The sequence below is a fragment of the Georgenia thermotolerans genome (assembly GCF_009193185.1).
GTDB classification, from domain to species: Bacteria; Actinomycetota; Actinomycetes; order Actinomycetales; family Actinomycetaceae; genus Georgenia; species Georgenia thermotolerans.
Window position 1 is genome coordinate 88,483 of record NZ_VUKF01000008.1, and the last position, 21,595, is coordinate 110,077.

The window sequence follows — 21,595 nt, forward strand, 5'->3', positions numbered from 1 at the left end:
CGCACGTATGCTTTCACGGCTGCTGCACTGAAGCACGACCATCCCTGTCCGCACTACTTCCTGTCCGCATCGGAGTCCATTCCTCAATGACCACCACTACGCCCACGCAGCCGACGTCCCCCCAGGTTGCCGTCAACGACATCGGCTCGGCCGAGGACTTCCTCGCCGCCGTTGACGAGACCATCAAGTACTTCAACGACGGGGACATCGTCGAGGGCACCATCGTCAAGGTCGACCGGGACGAGGTCCTCCTCGACATCGGTTACAAGACCGAGGGCGTCATCCTCTCGCGCGAGCTCTCCATCAAGCACGACGTGAACCCCGACGAGGTCGTCTCGGTCGGCGACCACATCGAGGCGCTCGTCCTCCAGAAGGAGGACAAGGAGGGCCGGCTCCTCCTCTCCAAGAAGCGCGCCCAGTACGAGCGCGCCTGGAGCACCATCGAGAAGATCAAGGAGGAGGACGGCGTCGTCACCGGCACCGTCATCGAGGTCGTCAAGGGCGGCCTGATCCTCGACATCGGCCTCCGCGGGTTCCTCCCGGCCTCCCTGGTCGAGATGCGGCGCGTGCGCGACCTCCAGCCCTACGTGGGCCGCGAGCTCGAGGCGAAGATCATCGAGCTGGACAAGAACCGCAACAACGTCGTGCTCTCCCGCCGCGCCTGGCTCGAGCAGACCCAGTCCGAGGTGCGCAGCCACTTCCTGCAGACCCTGCAGAAGGGCCAGGTCCGCCACGGCGTGGTCTCCTCGATCGTCAACTTCGGTGCGTTCGTGGACCTGGGCGGCGTGGACGGCCTCGTGCACGTCTCCGAGCTGTCCTGGAAGCACATCGACCACCCGAACGAGGTCGTCGAGGTCGGCCAGGAGGTCACCGTCGAGGTGCTCGACGTGGACATGGACCGCGAGCGCGTGTCGCTGTCCCTCAAGGCCACCCAGGAAGACCCGTGGCAGGCCTTCGCCCGCACCCACGCCATCGGCCAGGTCGTGCCGGGCAAGGTCACCAAGCTGGTCCCCTTCGGTGCGTTCGTGCGCGTCGAGGACGGCATCGAGGGCCTGGTGCACATCTCCGAGCTGGCCCAGCGCCACGTCGAGGTGCCCGAGCAGGTCGTCAAGGTCGGCGACGAGGTGTTCGTCAAGGTCATCGACATCGACCTCGACCGTCGCCGCATCTCCCTGTCCCTCAAGCAGGCCAACGAGGGCGTCGACCCCAACAGCGAGGACTTCGACCCGTCGCTGTACGGCATGGCCGCGGAGTACGACGAGCAGGGCAACTACAAGTACCCCGAGGGCTTCGACCCGGAGACCAACGAGTGGCTCGAGGGCTACGACGCCCAGCGCGAGGCCTGGGAGAACGAGTACGCCCAGGCGCACGCCCGCTGGGAGGCCCACAAGAAGCAGGTCGCGGCGGCCATCGAGGCCGACGCCGAGGCCGCCGAGGCGGGCACCCCGGGTGCCGGCACGGCTGGTCCGACCTCCTACACCTCGGCCCCGGCCGAGGCGCACGGCACCCTGGCCTCCGACGAGGCCCTGGCCGCCCTGCGCGAGAAGCTCACCGGCCACTGAGCCGGCCGGCGGGGGATCCCCGCTGAGCACGACGAGGCCCGTCGCCCCTTCCCGGGGCGGCGGGCCTCGCCGCGTGTCGGGCGCCGGTGCGCCGCCACCGGCGCGGGGGTCACTCCGGGTGGTTCGCCGCGTCGCCGCCGATGACGTACGGCGTGCTGACCCCCGCGTAGGCCAGGTGGGCCACCATGCCGTCGGCCGCGTGCTGGAGGTTGTGGCAGTGGTCGAGCCAGATGCCCGGATTGTCGGCGACGAACGCCACCTCGTAGCTGTCCCCGGAGGCGACGTCGAGGGTGTCCGCCCACCAGGGACTGCCCGTCGCGCGCTCGCCGTTGCGGCTCAGCACGACGACGTGGTGGCCGTGCAGGTGCATGGGATGGACGGTGCCGGAGGAGTTCCGCAGCGTCATGACGACCACGTCGCCCTCCTCCACCATGAACATGGGCACGTCCGGGTAGAGGCGCCCGTTGATGGTCCACCACAGGCCGGGCCGGCCGTCGACGAACCCGACGCGCCGGCCCACCGCGTACTCGAAGTGCCGGGCGGGGGCCGTGACGTCGAACGGCAGCGGCGCGGGCTCGCCGTAGGTGAGCAGGTCCACCTCCCGGTGGGGGACCGCGCCGGGCTCCGTTGCCGGCTGCTCGCCGGGGCCCACGCTGAGGGTCGGCCGGCCGCCCACGTGGAGGACGAGGCCCGCGGCCGGCACGTCGACGCCGAGGTCGACGCGGCCGCCGCCGGGCACGTGCACCGCCTCGCCGTGGACCGGTGGCGGGGCGTTGATCTCGCGGCCGTCGACGGCGAGCACCCGGAAGTCGGCGCCGGTGAGCCACGCGCGCAGGTTGGCGCTGTCGGTGTTGAGCACGCGCAGCCGCAGCTGCGTGCCGGCCGGCACGGGCACGTGGGTGGGACCCGAACGTCCGTCGAGGGTGCGGATGCCGTCGTAGGTGTGCACGGGCAGGACCAGGTCGGCGGGGGCCGGGTTTCCGGCGGCGCGCGCCGCCCCGTCCGGATGCACGACCACCGCCCCGAAGAGCCCCCCGACGACCTGCTCGTGCGAGACCTGGTGCGAGTGGTACCAGTAGGTCCCGGCGTCCCGCGCGACGAACCTGTAGGTATGGCTGGCGTGGACCGGTACGGCGTCCTGCGTCACGCCCGCCACGCCGTCCTCGGCGTTCGGCACGGCGATCCCGTGCCAGTGCAGCGCCGCGCCGTCGCGCACCGACTCGTTGACGAGCGTCACCTCCACCAGGTCCCCCTGCACCGCCTCGATGGTGGGGCCGGGAGAGGCGCCGTTGACCGTGAAGCCGTCCACCTCCTCGCCCGAGGCGAGGGTGAAGCGCTCCTGGCGGGCGGTGAGTGTCACCGAGACGTCGGGGACGCCGTCGCGCGGCCCGGTCAGGTCGGTGACGGCCACGGCCCCCGCGCCTCCGGCGGTGGTCGCGGCCGCCGGGGCCGCCTGGCCGTGGTGGGCGGCCGGGGATCCCGCGGGCGCATGCCCGACGGCGGAGCCGCCGCCGTAGTCGGGATACCCCATGTCCATCACGGAGTACGTCCGCGGCAGCAGCGAGACCCACCAGCCGGCGCCGAGCACCCCGAGAGCCAGCGCCAGGAGCAGGACGCCCCACGTCGTCGGCCGCAGGAGCAGGCTCCGCCGGCGCCGGCCCGTGCGCATCACGCCGGGGCGGGCGCCGTCACCCGCACCGGGACGGCCTGCGCGACCTCCACGGCGGATCAGGCGTCCGCGGTCGCCGGCCGGCGTGCCGCGGTCGGCAGCGCCTGGGCCGCCCGCCCGGCCGCCCGTGCGGCCAGCAGCGCGAGCAAGAAGATCGCCAGCGCGTTCGCCCCGTGCAGCAGCCCCACGACGGGCGCGCCGAAGGCGAGGAGCCCGAAGGCCCACTGCGCCAGCACCGCGACGAAGGTCCACACCGCCCACGTCTTCGCGCCCGGGAACCGGACGAAGAAGGACGCGAGGAGCAGCAGGATGGCGAGCCCGGCGACCACCATCGCCCCCATGGAGTGGGTCGCCAGGCCGGGGTTGGCCGAGCTGTCGTAGGTGGAGTCGATGACGGCACCGCCATCGACGTCGTTGATCATGCGGAAGACGCCGAAGGCGATGGCGGCGGCCTGGACGAGGACCCCGAGCGCGACGAGCGAGGCCAGGACGCGGAACACGGAACGCATGAGGACCTCCGAAGGGCCCCGGCGCCCGCGGGCCGAGCGCTGGTGGCGCGACACTATGCCGACGGGCCCGCCCGGAACATCCCCGATGCCTGGGATACCGTGGCCCGATGACTCTGCCGACCGTCGCCGTGGGCGCGCTCGGTGGCACCATCGCCATGACCCCCGCCCACCCCGGCGAGCCGGTTGCGCCCGAGCTGAGCGCCGCGCAGCTGGTCCGGGCGGTGCGCGGGCTCGACGCGGTCGCGCACGTGACGGCGACGTCGCTGCGCAACCTGCCCTCGCCGGCGCTCACCACCGCCGACGTCCTCGACGCCCTGGCCTGGGCCCGCGCCCAGGTCGACAGCGGCGCGGCCGGGGTCGTGCTCACGCACGGCACCGACACCCTCGAGGAGTCGGCCTTCCTGCTCGACCTGCTCTGGGACCGCCCCGCCCCGCTCGTGCTCACCGGCGCGATGCGCCCGCCGCGCAGCCCCGGCCCGGACGGTCCGGCGAACCTCTACGCGGCCGTGGTCGTCGCCGCCGCGCCCGCCGCCCGCGACCTCGGCGCCGTCGTCGTGCTCGACGACGAGGTGCACCTGGCGCGGTGGGCGACCAAGACCCGCACCGCGGGCGTCGGCGCGTTCGCCTCGCCGGGGGCCGGGCCGGTCGGCCGGGTGGTGGAGGGGAGGCTGGTCCTGATCCTGCGCCCGGCGCGGCGGGACGCCCCGCTGCCCGACCCGGCGGGCGCGGCGCAGGTGGCGCTGCTGGAGTTCGCCCTGGGCGACGACGGCGGCCTGCTGCGGCTCGTCGCCGGCGGCGGGTTCGACGGCGTCGTCGTCGCCGGGGCCGGGGCCGGGCACGTCTCCCCGGCGGCCGCCGAGGCGGTCTCGTGCGCCGTCGAGCGGATGCCGGTGCTCGTCGCCTCGCGGACCGGCAGCGGCCCGACGGCGACCCGCACCTACGGCTACCTCGGCTCGGAGACCGACCTCGCGCGCCGCGGCGCCCAGCTCGCCGGCTCGCTCACCGCGCGCAAGGCCCGGCTGCTGCTGTGGGCGCTGCTCGCCGGCGGCGCGGACGCCGCGACGGTGCGGCGGGAGGTCGCCCGGCGCGCGGGCCTGCCGGGGGACTGACCGCCGGAGCGGCCGGCGCGAGAACGCGGGAAGGCCCGGCGTGCTGGCAGCTGCCCGCGGGAACCGGCCGGGCCCGCTGAGGCCCGCCGCCTCGGGCGGCGGGCCTCGCCGGCGCTCAGGCGGAGGCCAGCTTGGCGGTCAGGGTGATCTCGGTGCCCTTGAGCGCCTGGCTGACGGGGCAGCCGACCTTGGCCGCGTCCGCGATGCGCTGGAAGTCCTCCGGGGAGATGCCCGGGACGTCGGCGTCGACCGTGAGGTGGATGCCCTTGATGCCCTCGCCTGCCACGAACGTCACCTCGGCGCGGGTGCGCAGCTCGTTCGGGGCGGTGTCGTTCTGGGCGAGCTCGTTGGACAGGGCCATCGAGAAGCAGGTGGCGTGCGCCGCGGCGATGAGCTCCTCGGGGGAGGTGGTGCCGCCGGCCTCCTCGGCACGGGCCTTCCAGTTGACGTCGAAGCTGGCGAGGCCTGAGGTGTCCAGCGACGTGCGCCCCTTGCCGGAGAACAGGTCGCCGTTCCAGGTGGTGCTGCCCTTGCTCACGATCGGTGTCGGCATGGTCTCCTCCTTCGGGCGCCCGGACCCTCCGGGCACCGGCGGGCCCATCCTGCCCTGCCCGGCCGCCCGACGCGCAACCGCTGGGTGTCCGGGATGCCGGGTTATGGTCGGGGTGTGACCGACGATCTCGCCGCCACCGCGCCCGCCCTGCGCCGGGAGCGGGTGCGCCACCCCCTCGCCGTCCGCCACCTCACGGTGCTCCGCCGCCGTCAGCTCAGCGCCCGCATGCTGCGGCTGACCCTCGGCGGGGAGGATCTCACCGGCTTCACCGCCGACGGGCCCGCCGACCACGTCAAGCTCTTCGTCCCCGACCCGGCCACCGGCGAGCTGCACGCCCCGCGCGTCGTCGGCGAGGCGATGGAGCGCCCCGACGTCGCGCCCACGGTGCGCGACTACACCCCGCGCGCCCTGCACGACGGGGGCCTCGACATCGACGTCGTCCTCCACGCCCACCCGGGCCCGGTGTCGGCGTGGGCGGAACGCGCGGTGCCGGGCGACCCGGTGGCCATCGCCGGCCCGCGCAGCTCCCAGCTGCTGCCGGCGGCCGACCACCTGCTCCTCGGCGGGGACGAGACGGCGCTGCCCGCCCTGGCCCGCTGGCTCGAGCGGGCGCCCGCCGGGCTGCCCGTGGACGTGCTCGTCGAGCTGTCCGACCCGGCGGACGCGGAGTACCTGGCCGCGGTCGCCCGGCCCGAGCACGCCCTGCACGTGCGCTACCGCGGCGACGCGGCCCCGGGCACGACGACGCTCCTCGCCGACGCCGTGCGGGCCGTCCCGGCCCGCGCCGGCACCGGCTATGCCTGGTTCGCCGGGGAGGCGGGGTCGCTGGTGGCCGTGCGCCGCTGGCTGCGCCACGACTCGGCCTTCGCCCGGGGGAACGTCAAGGTGGACGGGTACTGGCGCCGCGGCGTCGTCGCCCTCGACCACCACGCCCCGGTCGATCCCGAGGACGTCGACTGAGGGCCGGCTGCCCCTGCTTCGCCACGTGATCAGCTGACGGCGCCCGTGCCCGCTGAGCGCGCCATTTGCCACCGGGCGCGCCAGTTCTCACCGAACGCCCCAGTTGGAGCTGTCGTGAGCGGTCCATGCCGTCACGCCGGCGATAGGGTCGGCGGCGTGCTGACTATCGGGCTCACCGGCGGGATCGGCTCGGGCAAGAGCACGGTCTCGGCCGAGCTGGCGCGCCTGGGCGCCGTCGTCATCGACGCCGACCGGATCGCCCGTGACGTCGTCGCGCCGGGCACCCCCGGCCTGGCCGCCGTCGTCGACGCCTTCGGCGCCGACGTCCTCGCGGCGGACGGGTCCCTCGACCGGCCCGCCCTGGGCCGGCGCGTCTTCGCCGACCCCGAGGCGCTGCGCCGCCTCGGCGAGATCACCCACCCGCTCATCAAGGCCGAGACCGCCCGCCGGGAGGCCGCCGCGCCGCCCGACGCGATCGTCGTCCACGACGTCCCGCTCATCGTCGAGAACCGCCTGGCCGACGCCTACGACCTCGTCGTGGTGGTGGGGGCGAGGGAGGAGGTCCGGCTCGAGCGGCTGGTGCGCGACCGCGGCATGACCCCCGAGGACGCGCGCGCCCGCATCCGGGCCCAGGCCACGGACGCCGAGCGGCGCGCCGTCGCGGATGTGTGGCTGGACAACTCCGGCACGGTCGAGGACCTGCTCGCCGCGGTGGACGCGGTGTGGCGGGAGCGGATCGTGCCCGCGCACGATCGACGGCGGACGGGCGGGTCGAGCGGGCCACGGGCCCCGCGGGGTGCCGCCCGGTCCTGAGGCGGCGCCGCGGCGGCGGTCACTCTCCGGACGGCCCCGCGGTCATTCCCTGGGCGGCCCGGGGCGCCGCCCGGGCGAGCCGGGGCGACGGATCAGCCGTTCGCGCAGCTGCCGGGCCGTCGTGGCGGACTCGATGGGCCAGTTCGGCGGCGTGTCGGCGCCGCCCAGCTCGCCGACCACGGCGGTGACCAGGCGCTCGCGCACCATCGAGCGGCGGATCTCCTCGGACCGCTCGTGGTCCGCCTGCAGGGAGCGGAACAGGCCCACGCACATGAAGATCATGACGACGCTGAAGGGCGCGGCGACCAGGATCGCCATCGTCTGCAAGGAGGCGAGGCCGCCCGCGGTGCCCCCTGTGCCGAGGAGGACGGCGGCGATGGCGCCGGACAGGGCCGCCCAGCTCAGCCGGGTCCACAGCTCGGGGTTGGGGTTGCCGCCGGCGGAGAGCATCGACACGACGTAGGACCCGGAGTCCGAGCTCGTGACGAAGAAGATGACGATCAGCAGGATGGCCAGGCCGGAGAGCACCGGCCCGCCGGGGAGCCCGGCGAGCATCTGGAACAAGGCGGTGTCGTTGTTCACCGTGCCGTCGGGGGCGATCAGGCCGCCGGCGCCGAAGAGCTCGCGGTACAGCGCGGTGCCGCCCAGGACCGAGAACCAGGTGAAGGTCACCAGCGTGGGCACGAGGAGCACGCCGATGATGAACTCGCGCACCGTCCGGCCCCGGGAGATGCGCGCGATGAAGATGCCGACGAAGGGCGACCAGCTCATCCACCAGCCCCAGTAGTACGTCGTCCAGCTCGCCAGCCAGCTCTCGCCCTGCACGCCCTGATAGGGCAGCGTCGCAAAGGACAGCCGGACGAGGCTGCCCAGGTAGGAGCCGATCGACTGGACGGCCTCGCGCAGGACGAAGAGCGTCGGGCCGAAGGAGAGCACCAGGAGCATGAGCAGGCCCGCGAGCACGAGGTTGATGTTCGAGAGCCACTTGATGCCGGCGTCGAGACCGGTGGCGACGGAGATCGCCGCCAAGCCGGCGATGACGATGATGAGGACGACGAGCGTCGTGCGCGAGAGCGTGAGGATGCCGAGGAAGTCGAGGCCGGCGCCCACCTGCGCGACGCCGAAGCCCAGGGAGGTGGCCACGCCGAACATCGTTCCCACGACGGCGACGACGTCGACCAGGTGGCCCCACCCGCCCTGGACCCGGCGGGTGCCCAGCACGGGCTCGAGCGCCCAGCGCAGCGACACGGGCCGACGCCGGCGGTGGACGACGTAGGCGACCGAGAGCCCCACCACGATGTAGATGGCCCACGCGTGCAGCCCCCAGTGCAGGAAGGTGTAGGTCATCGCCCCCTGGGCGAGGACGTCGGGGGAACCCTGCGCCCGCGGCGGCGGGCTCGCGTAGTGGTTGAGCGGCTCCGCCACGCCCCAGAACACCAGCCCGATGCCCATGCCGGCGGCGAAGAGCATGGCGAACCAGCTGAAGAGGCGGTACTGCGGCGGTTCCTCGTCGCGGCCCAGCTTGATGTCGCCCAGGCGGGAGAGCGCCAGGAAGATGGCGAAGATGACGAACCCGGTGACGATGAGGACGTAGTACCAGCCCAGCGAGTTGACGACGACGTCGTTGGCGGCGGCGATGACCGAGCCGAGCCACTGGGGGAACGCCACGGCCACCACGACGAAGAGCAGCACCAGCCCGGCCGCCGGGTAGAAGACCGGTCGGGCGACCCCGTGCCGGGTCTTCACGGGCCGGTGCTCCAGCGTCACGTTCTCCAGCGCCACCGCGCCGGCCGGAACGCCTCCGACCTCGGCCTGAGGGGTCGTGGACGGCTCCGGCGGCTGCTGGCCGGCGCCAGACGCGGTCGTGCTCATGTCGTGCTCTCCTCGTAACGCGGCGGCGGGTGTGCGCCCTTCGAGGATGGCCGCGGGACTGGCGTCCCGCCACATGGGGGCCGCGCGTCAGGGGGAGGGCGACGCCGCCGGCCCGTCGGGGCGCGCGTCCCGCGAGGTGCGGCCCGGGGCCGTGGCGCCGACCGCGTCGGTGCCGCCGTGCCCCGGGGAGCCCGGCGCCGCCCCCACCAGCAGCGGAGGGGCCGGGGTGCGCTCGATGCCGGCGACGGCGTAGGCCTCCTCCTCGTCGAGCGTCTCGCGGTCCATGAGGGCCCGGACGATCGCCTCGAGCTGGTCGCGGTGCTCGCGCAGCAGGCGCCGTGCCTCGGCGTAGCACTCGTCGATGAGCGTACGGACCTCGTCGTCGACGGCCTCGAGCAGCCCCTCCGAGGCGCCCGCCCCGCGCGGGTCCCCGTCCGCGGGATAGACCTGCACCGGGCCGATCTTCGCGGACATGCCCCATCGCCCGATCATCTGCCGGGCGATGCCGGTGGCGCTCTGGAGGTCGGACTCCGCGCCGGTCGTGACGACGCCGAAGATCTCCTGCTCGGCGGCCATCCCGCCCAGCGCCCCGATGATGCGGCCCTTGAGGTAGGCGACGTCGTAGCCGTAGCGGTCGGTCTCCGGTGTCGACAGCGTCACGCCGAGCGCGCGCCCGCGGGGGATGATCGAGATCTTCCGCACGGGGTCCGCGCCGGGCTGGAGCATGCCGAGCAGGGCGTGCCCGGCCTCGTGGTAGGCGGTGCGCAGCCGTTCCTCCTCCGGCAGGACGACGCCGCGCTCGGCGCCGAGCTGGATCTTCTCCAGCGCGTCGGCGAGGTCCCGGGCGTGCACCTGCTCCTCCCCGCGCCGGGCGGCCCCCAGCGCGGCCTCGTTGACGAGGTTGGCCAGGTCGGCGCCTGTCATGCCGGGCGTCGAGCGGGCCACGACGGCGAGGTCGACGTCCGGGGCGAGGGGCACCTTCTTCGTGTGCACCGCCAGGATCTGCTGGCGGCCCTTCTGGTCCGGGGTGGAGACGGTGACCTTGCGGTCGAAGCGGCCCGGGCGGGTCAGGGCCGGGTCGAGGACGTCGGCGCGGTTGGTGGCGGCGAGGACGACGACGCCCTCCTCGCCCGAGAAGCCGTCCATCTCGGTGAGGATCTGGTTCAGCGTCTGCTCGCGCTCGTCGTTGCCGCCCATCGAGCGGGCGCCGGTGCGTGCCCGGCCGATGGTGTCGATCTCGTCGATGAAGATGATCGCCGGCGCCACCTTGCGGGCCTCCTCGAACAGCTCGCGCACGCGGGAGGCGCCGACGCCGACGATCATCTCGATGAACTCCGAGGCGCTGGCCGAGAAGAAGGGCACCCCTGCCTCGCCGGCGGTGGCACGCGCCAGGAGGGTCTTGCCGGTGCCCGGGGCGCCCTCGAGCAGCACGCCCTTGGGCACGCGGGCGCCCAGCCGGCGGTACTTGTCGGGGTTCTTGAGGAAGTCGACGATCTCGGAGATCTCGCTCTTGACCTCGTCGATGCCGGCGACGTCGGCGAAGGTCACCCGCACGTCGCCCGGCTCCACCCGCTTGGGCTTGCGGCCCTTCCCCAGCATGCCGCCCATCCGGCCGGCCTGGCGCCGGAAGAACCACACGAAGAAGCCGATGAGCAGCGCGATGGGCAGCAGGGAGATGAGGAGGTTGGACAGGATGCCGCGCTGCTGGACGACGGGCGTGGCGCGCACGACGGTGTCGGACTTCTGCAGCTCGGCGAGCAGGTCGTCCTGGGCGAAGATGGGACGTTCGGTGGCGAACTCGGTGTAGGTGCCGTTGCCGGCGGGGTCGGGCGCCGCCGTCTTGAGCACGCCCTGGATCGTCTGGCCGCGGGCGAAGACCTCCTTGACGTTGCCCGCGTTCACCTGCTCGGTGAACGCGGTGTAGGAGATCGGCGTCGTCCGGATGGTGCTGAGGTCCTGGAAGGTGGCGATCGCGAAGAGCGCGAGCCAGCCGATCGCCACCCACACGAGGATCTTGATCCACCTGGGCCGCTGCGGCGGCTTCTTGTCGGGCAGCCCCTCGGTGCGCCACGGGCGGTTGTTCGACGCACCCGGTCCGCCGCCGTCCTCGCGCCGCGAGTCCGGGGGCCGGCGGCCCTCCCGCTCGCTGCGGGCGTCCTGCGGGGGTCGAGCGTCCCGCGGCCGGCGGGAGTCCTGCGGGTCGGGCATGAGCACTCCTTCGGCGCGGACCCCCACTGGTTGGACCTTCCCAACCAGGCTACAGCGCGTGCCTCCGCTCTGGGGGTGCTAGGCGGCACCCTTCTCAGGCCCTCGCGCCGGCCCAGCTCTTCCCGGCCACGTGCCGCGCCGGCCTCGGGCCGGGCGCCGGGGCCTGGCAGGGTCGCCGCCAATTGGTTGGTGTAGTCTCCCTAACATGGAGAAGGTCACGACCTTGCTCGGCCCCGCAGCGGTGGACGAGGCTCCCCGGCCCGGTGACGCCGACGAGCAGCTCCACTCCGCCTTCCTCGCGCTGCTGCGCTGGACGAGCCGCTCGGCGGTGCGCACCCGCCTGTGGACCGGCGACGGCGTGGAGCTCACGCCCACCGACGCCTGGCTCATCGACGCCCTCGCCGCGCACGGGCCCATGCGGGTCACCACGCTCGCCGGGTGGCAGGGCGTCGACAAGTCGACCGTCACCCCGCAGGTGCGGCGCCTGGAGCGGGCGGGCCTCGTGGACCGGCGCCCGGACCCGGAGGACGGCAGGGCGTCCCTCCTCACCCTCTCCGCCCACGGGCGGGAGGTGCGTGAGCGTGTCCGGGCGGCCGGCGGCCAGGCCCTCTCGAGGTCCCTCGCGTCCTGGGACGACGCCGACCGGCGGGCGCTCGCCGAGCTGCTCATCCGCTTCGTCGCGACCGTCGAGCAGGCCGAGGGGGACGAGGCCGCCGGGCACGGTGCCGATCGGCGCCCGACCGAGCCGGGGGAGACCGGGCGCGGCTGACCGAGGCGGCCCGCGCGGCGGGCCGGGTGCCGCCGTCCGCCCATGGCGTACGCGGCGGCGCCGATGTCAGTGCTGCGACGTACGGTTGCCTCATGCGTCCAGTGACCGACCTCCAGCGTGCGGTGGCCCCGTTCCAGGTCGTCTCGGAGTACACGCCCTCGGGCGACCAGCCCACCGCCATCGCCGAGCTGACCGAGCGGCTGCAGGCGGGGGAGAAGGACGTCGTGCTGCTCGGCGCCACCGGCACGGGCAAGTCGGCCACGACGGCGTGGCTCGTCGAGCAGGTGCAGCGCCCCACCCTCGTGATGGCGCCGAACAAGACGCTCGCCGCCCAGCTGGCCACGGAGTTCCGCGAGCTGCTGCCGAACAACGCCGTCGAGTACTTCGTCTCCTACTACGACTACTACCAGCCGGAGGCGTACGTCCCGCAGACGGACACCTACATCGAGAAGGACTCCTCGATCAACGACGAGGTGGAGCGGCTGCGGCACAGCGCCACCAACTCGCTGCTGACCCGCCGCGACGTCGTCGTCGTCGCCTCCGTGTCCTGCATCTACGGCCTGGGCACGCCGCAGGAGTACGTCGACCGGATGGTCCAGCTGCACGTGGGCCAGCAGGTCGACCGCGACGACCTGCTGCGCCAGTTCGTCTCGATGCAGTACACCCGCAACGACATGGCGTTCACCCGCGGCACCTTCCGGGTGCGCGGCGACACCATCGAGATCATCCCGGTGTACGAGGAGCTCGCCATCCGCATCGAGCTCTTCGGTGACGAGATCGACTCGCTGAGCACGTTGCACCCGCTGACCGGGGACGTGGTGCGCACCGAGGACGCGGTGCACCTGTTCCCGGCGACCCACTACGTGGCGGGACCGGATCGGATGGAGCGCGCGATCGCGGGCATCGAGGCGGAGCTCGCCGAGCGGCTGGACGAGCTCGAGCGGCAGAACAAGCTCCTGGAGGCCCAGCGGCTGCGCATGCGCACCACCTACGACATCGAGATGATGCGCCAGATCGGCACGTGCTCGGGCATCGAGAACTACTCCCGGCACATCGACGGCCGCGAGCCCGGCAGCGCGCCGAACACCCTCCTCGACTACTTCCCGGAGGACTTCCTCCTCGTCATCGACGAGTCGCACGTGACCGTGCCGCAGATCGGCGCCATGTACGAGGGCGACATGTCCCGCAAGCGCACCCTCGTCGACTTCGGCTTCCGGCTGCCCTCCGCGATGGACAACCGGCCGCTGCGCTGGGAGGAGTTCCTCGAGCGGATCGGTCAGACCGTGTACCTCTCGGCCACGCCGGGTCCCTACGAGCTGAGCCAGTCCGACGGCGTCGTCGAGCAGATCATCCGGCCGACCGGGCTGGTCGACCCCGAGGTCGTGGTCAAGCCGACCAAGGGGCAGATCGACGACCTGCTCGGGGAGATCCGCGAGCGGGTGGAGCGCGACGAGCGTGTCCTGGTCACCACCCTGACCAAGAAGATGGCCGAGGACCTGACTGACTACCTGCTCGAGCGCGACGTGCGGGTGCGCTACCTGCACTCCGACGTCGACACGCTGCGGCGCGTCGAGCTGCTGCGGGAGCTGCGGCTGGGCCAGTTCGACGTGCTGGTCGGCATCAACCTGCTGCGCGAGGGCCTGGACCTGCCCGAGGTGTCCCTGGTGGCCATCCTCGACGCCGACAAGGAGGGCTTCCTGCGGTCGTCCACCTCGCTCATCCAGACCATCGGCCGCGCCGCCCGCAACGTCTCGGGCCAGGTGCACATGTACGCCGACACCATCACCCCCTCGATGGCGCAGGCGATCGAGGAGACCACCCGCCGGCGCGAGAAGCAGGTGGCCTACAACACCGAGCACGGCGTCGAGCCGCAGGCGCTGCGCAAGAAGATCGCCGACGTCACCGACATGCTCGCCCGCGAGGACATCGACACCGCCGAGCTGCTCGAGGGCGGCTACCGCGGGGCGGGCAAGGGGCCGAGCGGCAAGGAGAAGAAGAAGGCCGGCACGTCGACGCGGGAGAAGCTCGCCGGCGCCGCGGCCAGCGACCTCGCCCAGCTCATCCAGGACCTCTCCGACCAGATGCACGCCGCCGCCGAGGAGCTGCAGTTCGAGCTCGCCGCCCGGCTGCGTGACGAGATCGCGGACCTCAAGAAGGAGCTCCGGCAGATGACGGCGGCCAACGCCTGACCGGCCTGACGGCGGCCAACGCCTGACCGGGGCCGGCCCGTCGGCGAGCCCTCTCGGGTCCGCGGTGGGTCCGCTCACGGCGTGCCCCGGTGCACCGGCCCGCGCGGCTGGACGTATCCTGGGACGGCGGAGGGGAGTATTCCCGCAACGGTGGTGCCGTCATCACGGCAGGCGTCGCGCCTGCTCGGTGCCATCGGCCGCGCCCAGACCGGGGATCCGGCGGGCACGGCGGAAGAGACCTCCGGTACCTCGTGCTGCGCGCACATCCCTACGTACCGGAGGAAGTTGTGGACGTCCACGCCCTCGGATGGGCCGGCCTCGGGCTGGTCGTCGTCATCCTGATCACCATCGACATCGTCGGACACGTGCGCACCCCGCACGCGCCGTCGATGCGGGAGTCGGCGCGCTGGACGGCGTTCTACGTGTCCCTGGCCGTCGTGTTCGGCCTGATCATCTGGGGCATCTACGGCGGGCAGTACGCGGGCGAGTACTTCGCCGGGTACATCACCGAGTACAGCCTGTCGGTGGACAACCTCTTCGTCTTCATCATCATCATCGGCGCGTTCCGGGTGCCCCGGGAGTTCCAGCAGAAGGTGCTGCTCTCCGGCATCATCATCGCGTTGGTGCTGCGGCTGATCTTCATCCTCGTCGGCGCCGCCGTCATCCAGAACTTCTCCTGGGTCTTCTACCTCTTCGGCGCCTTCCTCCTCTACACCGCCTACTCCCAGGCCCGCGAGGGCTCCGGCGGCCCGGCCGAGCAGGACGAGGGCTACCACGAGAACGCCGTCGTCCGGCTGATCCGCCGCGTCATGCCGGTCAGCGAGGGCTTCGTCGGGGACAAGATGCTCCACCGCGCCCACGGCAAGACGTTCATCACCCCGCTGCTCATCTGCATCTTCGCGCTCGGCACCGCCGACCTCATGTTCGCCGTGGACTCCATCCCGGCGGTGTTCGGCCTGACCAAGGAGCCGTACATCGTCTTCGCGGCGAACGCCTTCGCGCTCCTCGGCCTGCGCCAGCTGTACTTCCTCATCGACGGCCTCCTCGACCGCCTCGTCTACCTCCACTACGGCCTGGCCGCGATCCTGGGCTTCATCGGCGCCAAGCTGGTCATCCACGCCCTGCACGAGAACGAGCTGCCCTTCATCAACGGTGGCGAGCACTGGGACGTCATCCCCGAGCCGACCATCCTCGTCTCGCTGGCCTGGATCGTCGGCGTGCTGACCATCACCGTCCTGACGAGCCTCGCCAAGAACCGCAAGGACGCGCGCATCGCCGCCGCCGAGCGCGCCGTGGCGCAGGCCCGGGCGGCCCAGCAGCGTCACGTCATCCCCGAAGCCCCGGCCGACCGCCGGCCCGCCGGGGGCGTCGCCTCTGTCGCGGGCTCGGCCACCGATGGGGTGTCCGGGCGAGGTCCGGCGACCGACCCGGCCGACCCGGCCGACGCGGACGACGCGCCGGGCGCGGAGGACCGGGTGGACGAGGGCACCGGCCGCCGGGAGTGAGCAGGGGGCGCCAGGGACCGGCGCGCCCCGGTCCGTGGCCCACCGTCAGCCGCCCTCGGTTCCGCCGCGCCGACGGGCGCAGCCGGGCCCGGCGGCGCCGGAGGGCGGGCGGCGGGCCGGTAGCATGCCGGGAATGAGCGCAGGCGACGGCGCGCCCCGCCAGAACCCCGGCGCGGGCGCCGACCTCACCACCGAGACCGCCCGCGCGTCGGAGACGATCCGCTCCCTCGAGCGCGGGCTGACCGTCATGCGCATCTTCGACGCCGAGCACCCGCGGCTGACCCTCAGTGAGGCCGCGGTGCGCTCCGGGCTGCCGCGCGCCGGGGCGCGCCGGGCGCTGAACACCCTCGTCGAGCTCGGCTACGCCGGGCAGGCGGGCCGCGAGTTCTACCTGCGGCCCAAGGTCCTCGAGCTCGGCTTCGAGCAGCTCGCCGACGTCACCCTCGCCGAGGTCATCGCCCCGCACCTGCAGGCCCTGTCCGAGCGGGTGGGGGAGTCCGCGTCGGCCTCCGTGCTCGACGCGGGGCAGATCGTCTACATCGCCCGGGTGGCCACCCGCCGCATCATGCGCGTGCGCATCCGCACCGGCACCCGCTTCCCCGCGGAGTCGACGTCCATGGGGCGGGTGCTCCTGGCGTCGCGGTCCGACGACTGGATCGCCGGGTTCGTCGCCTCGGTCCGTGTCGAGCGCCGCTCGGCCTACACCACCACCGACACCGGCCAGCTGCGCGCGATCCTCGACCAGACCCGCCGGCAGGGGTACGCGCTGGTCGACCAGGAGCTCGAGGAGGGGCTGCGGTCCCTCGCCGTGCCGGTGCGCGACGGGGACGGCGTCGTCGTCGCCGCCATCAACGTCGCGACGGCGGTGGTCCCCGGCCGCCCGGACGACCTCGTCGCCCGCGTTCTGCCCGAGCTGCGCCGAGCCGCGGCGGCGATCGAGGCCGATCTGCGCCCCCTGGGGCACCTCGAGGTCTGAGGGTCCCGCGCCGTGTCGCCCCGCGGGCCCGTCAGCGTGTCCGCCATCCGGCTCCTCTGTACGCCTGCCGAACAATCTTCGGGCACAATGGGCCGGGGCGCCGTGTCGACGCGACGCCCGGGGGCGCCGGAGGGCGCCCCCGCAGGCCACCGACGGCGAGGGAGGCTGTCATGTTCGACGCGGAGCTGTTCGGGGACACGGCCGACCACGGCGCCGCCCGGGCGGTGGACGACGCCGCCGTCGTCACCGCCATGGTGCGCGCCGAGGTGGCCCTGCTCCGCGCGCTGGAGACCTGCCGGCTCGTGCCGGCCGGTGACGACGGCCCGGCCGCCGCGCTGGAGCGGGCCACGGCCGACCTCGTCATCGACCCCGCGGATCTCGGGCTGCGCGCCCGCGGCGCGGGCAACGCCGTCGTCCCGCTCGTGAAGACCTTGCTCGCCGCGGTTCCCGAGGGGGCCCGGCCCTGGGTCCACTACGGCGCCACCAGCCAGGACATCGTCGACACGGCCCTCATGCTGCTCGCCCGCGACACCGCCGCCGCCGTCGCCGCGGACCTGCGCCGCGCCGCCCGCGCCGCGGCCGCGCTGGCCGACACGCACCGCGACACGGTCATGGCCGGGCGCACCCTCGGCCAGGTCGCCGTGCCCACCACCTTCGGGCTCAAGGCCGCCGGCTGGGCGACCGGCCTGGCCGCGGCCGCGGCCGACGTGGAGCGGGTCGGCCGCGAGCGGCTCGCCGTCCAGCTCGCCGGCGCCGCCGGCACCCTCGCCGTCTACGGCGCCCAGGCCCCCGCCGTCGTCGCGGCCTTCGCGGCCGAGCTGGGCCTGGCGGCGCCCGCCGCGCCGTGGCACACCGAGCGCTCCCGGGTGCGCGAGCTCGCCGCCGCCCTGGCCGGGGCGGTCGCCGCGCCGGCCAAGATCGGCACGGACGTCGCGCTGATGGCCATGTCCGAGGTCGGCGAGGCGAGCGAGGGCGGCGGCGTCGGGCACGGCGGGTCCTCGGCCATGCCCCACAAGCAGAACCCGGTCACCTCCGTCATGCTCCGCGCGGCCGCCGTGCGCGCCCCCGGGCTCCTCGGCACCGTCTTCGCCGCCGGCCTGCAGGAGCACGAGCGGGCCATGGGCCACTGGCACGCCGAGTGGCAGGCGCTGGAGGAGCTCATGACCCTCGCGCGCGGCTCCGCCCAGCGGGTCGCCGAGCTGCTCGACTCCCTCGCCGTCGACGCCGCCCGCATGACCGCCAACCTCGACGCCGCCCGCCCGTTCGTCATGGCCGAGGCCCTGGCCACCCGGCTCGGCCCGCACCTGGGCCGGGGCGAGGCGCAGCGGGTGGTCAAGGCCGCGCTCCAGGACGCCGACGCCCACCCCACCGACGAGCAGGTCCTCGACGCTCTCGCCCGGCAGAGCGCGCAGGCGGCCGACGTGCCCGCCGCCGCGCTCGACCCGCGCGCGGCCCTCGACGGTGCCGGCCCCCTCCTCGACCACGCCCTGCGCGCCCTCGCCGACGGCGCCCCGGGCACCGCCTAGCGGCATCCCCGCCGGCGCCCCGACCCGACCAGCCCACCGCCCATGAGGAAGGACCCTCCTTGGCCAGCACCACCACTCCCTACCTGCCCGCCTACGAGGTCAGCGGTCCCGCCGACGCGCCCGTCGTCGTCATGGGCTCGTCACTGGGCACCGACCGGCACATGTGGGACGCCCAGGTCCGGCTCCTCGAGCGGCGCTACCGGGTGGTGCGCTACGAGCTGCGCGGCCACGGCCGCTCGGCCTCGCCGCGCACCGATGCGCCCACGACGATCGCCGACCTCGGCGAGGACGTCGTGCGGCTCATGGACCACCTCGGCATCGAGCGCGCCCACCAGGTGGGCCTGTCCATCGGCGGCATGATCGCCCTGTGGCTCGCCGAGCACCGCCCCGAGCGGGTGCACCGGGTCGCCGTGGTGTGCAGCGCCGCGTACCTGCCGCCGGCCGAGAAGTGGCTGACCCGCGCCGCCACCGTGCGCGAGCAGGGCATGGGCGCGATCTGGGACGGCGTCGTGGCGGGCTGGTTCACCGAGACCTTCGCCGACGACGCCGTCCGCGAGCGGATGCGCCAGACCTTCCTCGCCGTCGAGCCCGAGGGCTACGCGCAGTGCTGCGAGGCCATCGCCGGCATGGACCTGCGCCCCGACCTCGCGCGCGTCGCCGGGCCGGTGCTGGTGCTGGCCGGGCGGCAGGACCCGGCGACCCCGCCGTCGATGGGGGAGGAGGTCGTCGACGCCGTCCTCGCCGGCGGCGGCCAGGCCCGCCTCGAGCTCGTCGACGACGCCGCCCACATCGCCGCGGTGCAGCGCCCCGCCACCGTCACCCGCCTCCTGCTGGACCACCTCGACGCCGACCGGCCCGGCCACGCGGCCGGGATGCGGGTGCGCCGGGAGGTGCTCGGCGACGCCCACGTCGACCGCGCCCAGGAGAGCACCACCCCCCTGAACGCCGACTTCCAGGACTTCATCACCCGCTACGCCTGGGGCGACGTGTGGACCCGCCCGGGCCTGGACCGCCGGATGCGCAGCGCGATCACCCTGGCGCTGCTCATGACCCTCGGGCACGACGGCGAGTTCCAGATGCACGTGCGGGCGGCGCTGCGCAACGGCCTGACCGTCGACGAGATCCGCGAGGTGCTGCTGCACGTGGCGGTCTACTCCGGCGTGCCGGTGGCCAACCACGCCTACGCGCTGGCCACCGAGGTGCTGCGCGCCGAGGGGCTGGTCTGAGTGGCCGACGAGCCGCTCGGGCCCGCCGCCGCGGCCGAGACGGGCGAGGCCGCCGGCGCCGGTGAGGAGGACGCACCCGCCGAGGGCCTGCAGTCCCTCGCCCGCGGGCTCGCCGTCGTCCGCGCGCTGGCCGCCGCCGGCGAGCCGCGCACCCTGGCCCAGGTGGCCCAGGCCGCCGGGCTCAACCGCGCCGTCACCCGCCGGGTGCTGCTCACCCTCGTCGAGGTCGGCTACGTCCTGGCCCGCGGCCGCGAGTTCAGCCTGCGCCCGCGGGTGCTCGAGCTCGGGCAGGCCTACCGCAGCAGCCTGCGGCTGCCGGCCCTCGGGGAGGCGGCGATGGCGGAGCTCGTCGCCACCACCGGGCAGTCCTGCTCCATGGCGGTGCTCGACGGCGACGAGATCGTCTACGTCCAGCGGGTGCCCGGCTCGCGGATCATCGACGCCGTCATCCACGTCGGCACCCGGCTGCCGGCCCACGCCACGGCCATGGGCCGGGTGCTGCTCGCCGCCCTCGACGACACCGCGCTCGAGCCGGCGCTCGGGCCCGGGCGCCTCGCCGGGCTCACCGAGCGCACGGTCACCGACCCCGACGCGCTGCGCGCCGAGCTGGCCCGGGTGCGCGAGCGCGGGTACAGCCTCATCGAGCAGGAGTTCGAGCGGGGGCTGACCACGCTCGCCGCCCCCGTGCGGGACGCCGCCGGCGCGGTCGTGGCCGCGGTCAACCTGCCCCTGAGCAGCTACACCCTGCCCGACGGGAAGGTGCCCGAGGAGTACGTCGACGCGCTGCTCGCGACGGCGCAGAAGATCACCGACGCGGCGGTGGCCACGGGCCTGCGCAGCTGACCGGGGGAGACTCCCGGCGACCAGGCTGCCGTTCTGCCTGTGACCACGGTGCCGGTCCGGACGACGGCGGGGCGGGAGGTCATCGACCTCCCGCCCCGCCGTCCGCTTCGGGCTGGGTGCGTGCGGCGCTCAGGCCTCCAGCACGACCGCCAGGCCCTGGCCGACGCCGATGCAGATGGCGGCCACGCCGATGCCGCCGCCGCGGGCCTTGAGGGCGTGGGCGAGGTGGCCGATGATCCGCCCGCCGGAGGCACCGAGGGGGTGGCCGATGGCGATCGCGCCGCCGTCGACGTTGACCTTGGCCGGGTCGAGCTCGGGCCAGAGCCTGAGGCAGGCGAGCGACTGGGACGCGAAGGCCTCGTTCAGCTCGACGAGGTCGACGTCCTCCCACGTCTTGCCCGCCCGGCGCAGGGCGAAGTTGGCCGCCTCGACCGGGCCGATGCCGAACACCTGCGGCTCGACCGCCGAGACGCCGCGCGAGACGACGCGGGCCAGCGGCTCGCCGTCGAAGTCCTCCCCGGCGAGCAGCACGGCGGAGGCGCCGTCGTTGAGCGGGGAGGCGTTGCCGGCGGTCACCGTGCCCGTCTCGGCGGGGCGGAAGGCGGGCTTGAGCTTGCCGAGGGCCTCCAGGGAGCTGTCCGGGCGGATGTTCTCGTCGCGGGCCAGGTCGACGCCGGGGACGGCGACGATCTCGTTGTCGTAGCGCCCGGCGTCCCAGGCCTCGGCGGCCAGCCGATGGCTGCGCAGGGCGAACTCGTCCTGCTCCTGGCGGGAGATGGCGTGCTGGTCGGCGAGGATCTCCGCGCCCTCACCCAGCGCGACCGTCCACTCCTTCGGCATCTTCGGGTTGACCAGGCGCCAGCCCAGGGTGGTGGAGACCAGGGTCTGGTCACCGGCGGGGAAGGGCCGCTCGGTCTTGGGCAGCACCCACGGCGCGCGGGACATCGACTCCACGCCGCCGGCGAGGATGACGTCGGCGTCGCCGGTCTCGATGGCGCGCGAGCCCTGGATGACGGCCTCGACGCCGGAGCCGCACAGCCGGTTGACCGTCACGCCGGGGACCGAGGTGGGCAGCCCGGCGAGCAGGGAGGACATCCGCGCGACGTCGCGGTTCTCCTCCCCGGCGCCGTTGGCGTTGCCGAAGATGACGTCGTCGATGCGCTCGGGGTCCAGCCCGGGGTTGCGCTCGAGCACGGCCTGGATCACGACGGCGCCGAGGTCGTCGGGGCGCACCCCGGCCAGGGCCTTGCCGTAGCGGCCGAACGGGGTGCGGACGGCGTCGTAGACGAACGCGGACATGGGGTTC

Annotated in this window: 17 protein-coding genes; 11 read left to right on the top strand and 6 right to left on the bottom strand. The window is 74.2% G+C overall.

The genetic code is table 11. The features are described from left to right. Nucleotides 1-86: 86 nt before the first annotated feature. Complete coding sequence (gene rpsA / locus GD970_RS05575) at nt 87-1,562, top strand: 30S ribosomal protein S1 (protein ID WP_152201784.1); 1,476 nt, start codon at nt 87-89, stop codon at nt 1,560-1,562. 109 nt (nt 1,563-1,671) lie between these two features. Here rpsA and GD970_RS05580 read toward each other — a convergent pair whose 3' ends face one another. Together GD970_RS05580 and GD970_RS05585 are read right to left on the bottom strand one after the other, a co-directional pair. Further along, nucleotides 1,672-3,231 carry a multicopper oxidase family protein gene (locus GD970_RS05580; protein ID WP_152201842.1) on the bottom strand — a complete coding sequence of 520 codons (1,560 nt, stop codon included), beginning with the start codon at nt 3,229-3,231 and terminating at the stop codon, nt 1,672-1,674. 59 nt (nt 3,232-3,290) lie between these two features. Further along, the gene (locus tag GD970_RS05585) at nt 3,291-3,740 is read right to left on the bottom strand and encodes a hypothetical protein (RefSeq protein WP_152201787.1); all 450 of its coding nucleotides are present in this window, start codon (nt 3,738-3,740) and stop codon (nt 3,291-3,293) included. A gap of 107 nt (nt 3,741-3,847) precedes the next feature. On the opposite strand from GD970_RS05585, the gene GD970_RS05590 reads away from it, so the two are divergent. Then, complete coding sequence (locus GD970_RS05590; protein ID WP_152201789.1) at nt 3,848-4,849, top strand: asparaginase; 1,002 nt, start codon at nt 3,848-3,850, stop codon at nt 4,847-4,849. Between the two features lie 115 nt (nt 4,850-4,964). Here the strand turns inward: GD970_RS05590 and GD970_RS05595 are convergent, their stop codons facing one another. Next, entirely contained in the window at nt 4,965-5,402 is a 438-nt protein-coding gene (locus GD970_RS05595; RefSeq protein WP_193314887.1) for an OsmC family peroxiredoxin, read from the bottom strand. Between the two features lie 114 nt (nt 5,403-5,516). On the opposite strand from GD970_RS05595, the gene GD970_RS05600 reads away from it, so the two are divergent. Beyond that, nucleotides 5,517-6,362, top strand: coding sequence for a siderophore-interacting protein (locus GD970_RS05600; RefSeq protein WP_170297194.1), 846 nt, complete (start codon nt 5,517-5,519; stop codon nt 6,360-6,362). Between the two features lie 156 nt (nt 6,363-6,518). Further along, nucleotides 6,519-7,175 (top strand): dephospho-CoA kinase, encoded by a 657-nt coding sequence (coaE, locus tag GD970_RS05605; RefSeq protein ID WP_152201794.1) that lies wholly within the window; start codon nt 6,519-6,521, stop codon nt 7,173-7,175. 42 nt (nt 7,176-7,217) lie between these two features. Here the strand turns inward: coaE and GD970_RS05610 are convergent, their stop codons facing one another. Both GD970_RS05610 and ftsH read right to left on the bottom strand, forming a co-directional pair. Further along, nucleotides 7,218-9,047, bottom strand: coding sequence for a BCCT family transporter (locus GD970_RS05610; RefSeq protein ID WP_152201795.1), 1,830 nt, complete (start codon nt 9,045-9,047; stop codon nt 7,218-7,220). Nucleotides 9,048-9,134: 87 nt separating this feature from the next. Beyond that, the gene (gene ftsH / locus GD970_RS05615) at nt 9,135-11,255 is read right to left on the bottom strand and encodes an ATP-dependent zinc metalloprotease FtsH (RefSeq protein WP_152201796.1); all 2,121 of its coding nucleotides are present in this window, start codon (nt 11,253-11,255) and stop codon (nt 9,135-9,137) included. 205 nt (nt 11,256-11,460) lie between these two features. Here ftsH and GD970_RS05620 point away from each other — a divergent pair, with 205 nt between their 5' ends. The 7 genes from GD970_RS05620 to GD970_RS05650 all read left to right on the top strand — a co-directional run bounded on the left by GD970_RS05620 (nt 11,461) and on the right by GD970_RS05650 (nt 20,289). Then, nucleotides 11,461-12,024 (top strand): MarR family winged helix-turn-helix transcriptional regulator, encoded by a 564-nt coding sequence (locus GD970_RS05620; RefSeq protein ID WP_152201797.1) that lies wholly within the window; start codon nt 11,461-11,463, stop codon nt 12,022-12,024. 92 nt (nt 12,025-12,116) lie between these two features. Beyond that, nucleotides 12,117-14,213: an excinuclease ABC subunit UvrB gene (uvrB, locus tag GD970_RS05625; protein ID WP_152201798.1), complete on the top strand. Its 2,097-nt coding sequence runs from the start codon at nt 12,117-12,119 to the stop codon at nt 14,211-14,213. A gap of 287 nt (nt 14,214-14,500) precedes the next feature. After that, nucleotides 14,501-15,718, top strand: a complete 1,218-nt coding sequence (locus tag GD970_RS05630; protein WP_152201799.1) for a TerC family protein — start codon at nt 14,501-14,503, stop codon at nt 15,716-15,718. A gap of 133 nt (nt 15,719-15,851) precedes the next feature. Further along, nucleotides 15,852-16,694, top strand: coding sequence for an IclR family transcriptional regulator domain-containing protein (locus GD970_RS05635; RefSeq protein WP_152201800.1), 843 nt, complete (start codon nt 15,852-15,854; stop codon nt 16,692-16,694). Nucleotides 16,695-16,864: 170 nt separating this feature from the next. After that, nucleotides 16,865-18,220, top strand: coding sequence for a lyase family protein (locus GD970_RS05640; protein ID WP_152201801.1), 1,356 nt, complete (start codon nt 16,865-16,867; stop codon nt 18,218-18,220). 59 nt (nt 18,221-18,279) lie between these two features. Then, entirely contained in the window at nt 18,280-19,446 is a 1,167-nt protein-coding gene (pcaDC, locus tag GD970_RS22070; protein WP_211489700.1) for a bifunctional 3-oxoadipate enol-lactonase/4-carboxymuconolactone decarboxylase PcaDC, read from the top strand. After that, nucleotides 19,447-20,289, top strand: a complete 843-nt coding sequence (locus GD970_RS05650) for an IclR family transcriptional regulator domain-containing protein (RefSeq protein WP_152201802.1) — start codon at nt 19,447-19,449, stop codon at nt 20,287-20,289. 129 nt (nt 20,290-20,418) lie between these two features. Here the strand turns inward: GD970_RS05650 and GD970_RS05655 are convergent, their stop codons facing one another. Then, complete coding sequence (locus tag GD970_RS05655) at nt 20,419-21,588, bottom strand: thiolase family protein (protein WP_152201803.1); 1,170 nt, start codon at nt 21,586-21,588, stop codon at nt 20,419-20,421. Nucleotides 21,589-21,595: the final 7 nt, after the last annotated feature.

Coding starts and splice junctions, on each gene's coding strand:
- GD970_RS05610 (WP_152201795.1), bottom strand. CDS start 9,047: ATGAGCACGACCGCGTCTGGCGCCGGCCAGCAGCCGCCGGAGCCGTCC.
- GD970_RS05580 (WP_152201842.1), bottom strand. CDS start 3,231: ATGCGCACGGGCCGGCGCCGGCGGAGCCTGCTCCTGCGGCCGACGACG.
- GD970_RS05595 (WP_193314887.1), bottom strand. CDS start 5,402: ATGCCGACACCGATCGTGAGCAAGGGCAGCACCACCTGGAACGGCGAC.
- GD970_RS05635 (WP_152201800.1), top strand. CDS start 15,852: ATGAGCGCAGGCGACGGCGCGCCCCGCCAGAACCCCGGCGCGGGCGCC.
- GD970_RS05620 (WP_152201797.1), top strand. CDS start 11,461: ATGGAGAAGGTCACGACCTTGCTCGGCCCCGCAGCGGTGGACGAGGCT.
- GD970_RS05590 (WP_152201789.1), top strand. CDS start 3,848: ATGACTCTGCCGACCGTCGCCGTGGGCGCGCTCGGTGGCACCATCGCC.
- GD970_RS05640 (WP_152201801.1), top strand. CDS start 16,865: ATGTTCGACGCGGAGCTGTTCGGGGACACGGCCGACCACGGCGCCGCC.
- ftsH (WP_152201796.1), bottom strand. CDS start 11,255: ATGCCCGACCCGCAGGACTCCCGCCGGCCGCGGGACGCTCGACCCCCG.
- rpsA (WP_152201784.1), top strand. CDS start 87: ATGACCACCACTACGCCCACGCAGCCGACGTCCCCCCAGGTTGCCGTC.
- uvrB (WP_152201798.1), top strand. CDS start 12,117: ATGCGTCCAGTGACCGACCTCCAGCGTGCGGTGGCCCCGTTCCAGGTC.
- GD970_RS05655 (WP_152201803.1), bottom strand. CDS start 21,588: ATGTCCGCGTTCGTCTACGACGCCGTCCGCACCCCGTTCGGCCGCTAC.
- GD970_RS05585 (WP_152201787.1), bottom strand. CDS start 3,740: ATGCGTTCCGTGTTCCGCGTCCTGGCCTCGCTCGTCGCGCTCGGGGTC.